At 42.7% G+C, this 4,803-nt stretch carries 5 protein-coding genes; 2 read left to right on the plus strand and 3 right to left on the minus strand.

Annotated features, from left to right (window positions below):
* Positions 1 to 225 (plus strand): amidohydrolase family protein (locus tag VIN08_RS16885; protein ID WP_331967404.1); only part of this gene is annotated, 225 nt, incomplete at its 5' end.
* A gap of 5 nt (positions 226 to 230) precedes the next feature.
* Here the strand turns inward: VIN08_RS16885 and corA are convergent.
* Together corA and VIN08_RS16895 are read right to left on the minus strand one after the other, a co-directional pair.
* Positions 231 to 1,184 (minus strand): magnesium/cobalt transporter CorA, encoded by a 954-nt coding sequence (corA, locus tag VIN08_RS16890; protein WP_331967406.1) that lies wholly within the window; start codon positions 1,182 to 1,184, stop codon positions 231 to 233.
* Between the two features lie 293 nt (positions 1,185 to 1,477).
* Positions 1,478 to 2,032, minus strand: coding sequence for a hypothetical protein (locus tag VIN08_RS16895; RefSeq protein ID WP_331967408.1), 555 nt, complete (start codon positions 2,030 to 2,032; stop codon positions 1,478 to 1,480).
* 229 nt (positions 2,033 to 2,261) lie between these two features.
* On the opposite strand from VIN08_RS16895, the gene VIN08_RS16900 reads away from it, so the two are divergent.
* Positions 2,262 to 3,485, plus strand: a complete 1,224-nt coding sequence (locus tag VIN08_RS16900) for a DEAD/DEAH box helicase (RefSeq protein ID WP_331967410.1) — start codon at positions 2,262 to 2,264, stop codon at positions 3,483 to 3,485.
* A 22-nt stretch (positions 3,486 to 3,507) separates the two neighbouring features.
* Here the strand turns inward: VIN08_RS16900 and mutS are convergent.
* A partial coding sequence (gene mutS / locus VIN08_RS16905; protein ID WP_331967412.1) for a DNA mismatch repair protein MutS occupies positions 3,508 to 4,803 on the minus strand: 1,296 nt, incomplete at its 5' end.

Genomic DNA, 4,803 nt, shown 5'->3' on the forward strand with positions numbered 1-4,803 from the left:
GAGTTAGAGCTCATGGCCGAATACGGTATGAACACATTAGATATACTTCGATCAGCTACCAGTATAAATGCAAAAGTATTTCACCAGGATGCATTGATCGGAAAAGTATATCCCGGATTAAAGGCTGACTTGATTGCAGTGCAGGGTGATCCTTCACAACATATAGCAGACCTTCGCCAGGTTTTGTTGATAATGAAAGACGGTGTTATCTATCCGAAAGACTAAAATTGCTATAGCCAGTTCTTTCTTTTAAAATACCAGAGAAACGCCAGTGAAGAAATGATCATCAGTCCAATAGCCATGGGGTAACCACCGAGCAACTCGAGCTCTGGCATGTGCTTGAAGTTCATGCCATATATACTGGCTATAAGTGTAGGCGGCATGAATACTACGGTAACAACAGTAAATATTTTAATCACCGTGTTCTGTTCAATATTCACAAGACCGAGAAATGTATTCTGCAGATATTCCAAGCGCTCTGAGCTGAACTGCGCGTGTTGCAGCAGTGAGCCTATATCTTTGATGATAATCTTTAAGCGCTCGTTTTCCATTTTGTTAAATTCAGGAATACGAATCAACGAGCTCACTACACGCTGCTTTTCTGTAATGGTTTCGTGAAGCACCATGGTATTTTCCTGTAATTGCGCTATACCCAACAGCAAATCTTCTTTCAACGATTTGCGCGCGATCAGATCTTTACTGATGCCATTGAGTTTACGGTTGATGCCTTCAATAAGATCGGCATCACTATCAATGCGTGTTTCGAGAATCGTGAGAAAAACATCGAGGCCATGTTCTTTTGCTTCGGCATTCATCGTCTTCATCCGGCGAACAGTCTCAGCGAATATTTTCAGATCACCCTGACGATACGTAAACAGCACGCGATTCTTTAAGATGAAGGTAACGTTCTGGATTGCCAGCTCTGCTTCCTGGCTCGATACAAAGGTGAGGTTAATTTCGGTAGTCTCATCCGTTTCTAAAAAACGCGAACTGCTTTCGATCTCCTGTACTTCCTGGTAAGTAAAGAATTCTATCTTATAATTCTTCTCGATAAATTCCTTCTCATCCTGCGAGGGCGATTGCAGATCTATCCAGATGATATCTGAAAGTTTCACAATTTGTTCGCGCGGCAGATTCTTGAACTGCTCCAGCTTTCCCTGCCTGATTGTATAAACCCTGATCATAAAACATTATCGCGCTGCAAATTAAAAAGATCGCTGCTAATAAACTTGACCGCAGCCGTAAGTCATGCATATATACCGTAAAAACTTATTCCATTCATCAGGGCTTCATCTACAGGTAGTAAAACCTTAACGTTTTGTGTAAATGTAAAAATGGGCCACAGAAGCGCTCGGAGGGAAGCTTAGCATGTCTTCTCTTTCAACTGGGCTGTCATATTTTATCAACCGTCAATAAAAAAAGAACCCGGGCGATATATACCGTCCGGGTTACTTTCAACCTGTAAACTGTAAGTTCTTTAATCGTGATCTTCAGCGTCTGCTTTTTCAAGCTCTTCATCCACGATCTTTTCAATTACTTCACGCTGGCGCTCATCAATTGTTTTATCAACCTTCGCCTGCTTTTTCATAAAGCGAAGCATGGCATTCTTCTTTATCTCGTACGCGATAAACACGGTGTACTCTTTTGTTTTTTCATTGTAGTATTTCTTCTCATCCATCTTGCGTAAATCAGCAAGATCAGTATTCATCACCTGGCGAACGAGACTCTGAAATTTATCGGCAACATCAGCAGCATTTGCATTTTCTGCCTGACCCAGGTATTGGTCAGCAACTTGTTTCATCGTGATATTTACCTGCCCGCCCAGTTGAGCTTTAGCATCTATATCTGCCTTACCACGGGCGATATTATCTTGAGAGCTGGTGCCTTTACCGGAAGAGCGCCAAAAGCGATTGTTGGATTCATAGGCATTTCCCTGAAACGGTTCTTTTACTTTGGTTCCATACGGGCTTGATGCACATGAAGCCAGAATAACAAGGGTAATTAGTGCGATTGGTAGGTTACGCAATTTCATAAGCTGAATTTGTTAACGCTAAAATTACGAAAAATTGTGCCAGTCTTCGCGACACCGTTAATCGCTACAGGTTAACCGTTATCCGGTAATACCTCGCGATTAATGATTAACAGATAACGGCCAGGGGATAACGCCTATTTTGACGGGTGAAAATTTTACAGTATCTCGCAGAAACATTTAATTAGCATTCATTGTAATAGATGATGTCTGCATTATAAAGCATCTGCCTTTGACTTTCCACGACTTTAAATTTGACGAAAAGCTTCTCGATGGACTGGATTCCATGGGGTATAGCAAGCCTACGCCTATACAGGAACAAGCCATTCCGGTTATACTGGACAATCACGACCTGATTGCCTGTGCTCAAACAGGTACCGGAAAAACTGCCGCCTATATTTTACCGGTTCTTAACAAGATCAAACACGCACAAACACGACATCTCAATACTCTGGTTATCGCTCCTACGCGCGAGCTTGCGCAGCAGATCGACCAGCAGATTGAAGGGTTCGCTTATTTTCTCGGTATAAGTTCATTGCCGATCTATGGTGGCGGTGATGGTGCTACATGGGATCAGCAACGAAAAGCCCTGGAAGCTGGTGCCGATGTTATTATTGCTACACCGGGTAGACTCATTGCTTTACTTGCTGCGGGCACAATCAAGTTCGATCACCTGCAGCATCTTATCCTCGATGAAGCAGACCGTATGCTGGATATGGGTTTTTATGATGACATTATTAAAATCATCAAGTATCTTCCTACCGATCGGCAAACGCTTCTCTTCTCTGCTACCATGCCTCCTAAAATACGGGCACTGGCGGGCAAGATTCTGCGCGAACCCAAAGAAATAAATATCGCTATAGCAAAGCCTGCTGCCGGTATATCGCAGCAAGCGTATGTAGTATATGATTCACAGAAGGGAGCTATACTAAAGCATGTTCTTAAAACCGTTCCGTGGAAAAGCGTGATCATATTTGCTTCCACGAAAGAAACTGTTAAAAAACTGGATGTTGCTTTTCAACGGGGAGGGCTACCCGCACGCGCTTTTCACTCTGATCTGGAACAACAGGAACGCGAAGAGATTTTACGTGCTTTTAAAAACAAGCAGGTAAATATGCTGATCGGAACCGATGTGCTCTCACGCGGTATAGATGTAGAGGGAATTAGTTTAGTAATAAATTGGGATGTACCTCCTGATCCGGAAGATTATGTTCACCGTATAGGGCGAACCGCTCGTGCTGAAACAACCGGAACAGCTGTAACACTCATCAATGAAAAAGATCAACGCAAATTCCTCAGCATTGAAAACCTGATCGGTGATGTAATCCCTAAAAATCCTTTACCAGCCGAAGTGGGCGAAGGACCGGTGTATAGTCCGGAGATAAAGAAAAGTAGCAAAGGAAATTTCAGAAAGGGTAAACCCAGAAGTCGCTTCAACAACAATAAAAAGAAGTAAGCTATATATAGTTTTATACTTACTACTTCTTGTTGATCGATGTGATAAGTTCGTTGAGTTTTAGTAATGCCTCCACAGGACTGATGGTATTGATATCTATTTTACTCAGCTTCTCCTCCACTTCCTTCCAGCGCGGATCCGTTTCAAACAGCATCATCTGAGGAGTTGCCTTCGGCACTTCTTTGATCTTCTGCCGTTGTTCATTTTTATGTTTATCCTTTTCCAGGAAATGTAGTATCTCGTTCGCACGGAACACTACACGATTCGGCATACCGGCCAGCTGTGCTACATGTATACCAAAGCTGTGCTCACTGCCACCTTCTTTTAGCTTACGCATAAAGATGATCTTATCGCCAACTTCTTTTACCGAAACATTGAAATTTTTCACGCGTGTTAAATCTTCTTCCAGTTGATTCAACTCGTGATAGTGCGTGGCAAAAAGTGTTTTGGGTTTAAAGTCTTTGTGATTGTGCAGATACTCTACAATAGCCCATGCAATAGAAACACCATCGTATGTACTAGTTCCTCTTCCTATCTCATCCATCAGAATAAGACTTCGGTTGCTAAGGTTGTTGAGAATGCTGGCTGTCTCCGTCATTTCCACCATAAAAGTAGATTCACCCTTCGATAAATTATCGGATGCGCCTACACGCGTAAATACTTTATCGACTATACCAATCAAGGCTGCTTCTGCAGGAACAAAACTTCCCATCTGTGCCAGCAATACAATGAGGGCGGTTTGTCTTAACAGCGCAGATTTACCGGCCATGTTCGGCCCGGTAATAATCATAATCTGTTGCTTCTCGTTATCAAGGTATACATCGTTGGGCACATAGTTCTCACCTACAGGCAAGCGCTTTTCAATTACCGGGTGCCGTCCCGATTTTATATCGATTATGAACGAATCATCAATTACCGGCCGGGTATATTTGTTGGCATTCGCTACGGCTGCAAATGAAAGAAGACAATCCAACTGCGCGATTACCCGCGCGTTCTGTTGAATGTGTGGTATAAACGCTGCAGCTTCCTGAATGAGTGCCAAGTAAATGCGCTGCTCGATAGCAACCAGCTTTTCTTCTGCATGAAGGATTTTCTCTTCATATACCTTAAGCTCTTCTGTAATATAGCGCTCGGCATTTACCAGCGTTTGCTTTCTGATCCAGTCGGCAGGTACCTTATCTTTATTGGCGTTGCTTACTTCGAGGTAATACCCGAATACTTTATTGAAAGAAATTTTCAGTGAGTTTATACCCGTGCGTTCTACTTCACGCTTCTGTATTTGCAGCAGGTAATCTTTACCGGAAAAAGCTATCTTTTG

The sequence above is a fragment of the Ohtaekwangia sp. genome (genome assembly GCF_036568665.1).
Classification (GTDB): domain Bacteria; phylum Bacteroidota; class Bacteroidia; order Cytophagales; family Cyclobacteriaceae; genus Ohtaekwangia.

Bases quoted from the DNA above. Each gene is read 5' to 3' on its own strand.
- corA (WP_331967406.1), bottom strand. From the start codon at position 1,184: ATGATCAGGGTTTATACAATCAGGCAGGGAAAGCTGGAGCAGTTCAAG.
- VIN08_RS16895 (WP_331967408.1), bottom strand. From the start codon at position 2,032: ATGAAATTGCGTAACCTACCAATCGCACTAATTACCCTTGTTATTCTG.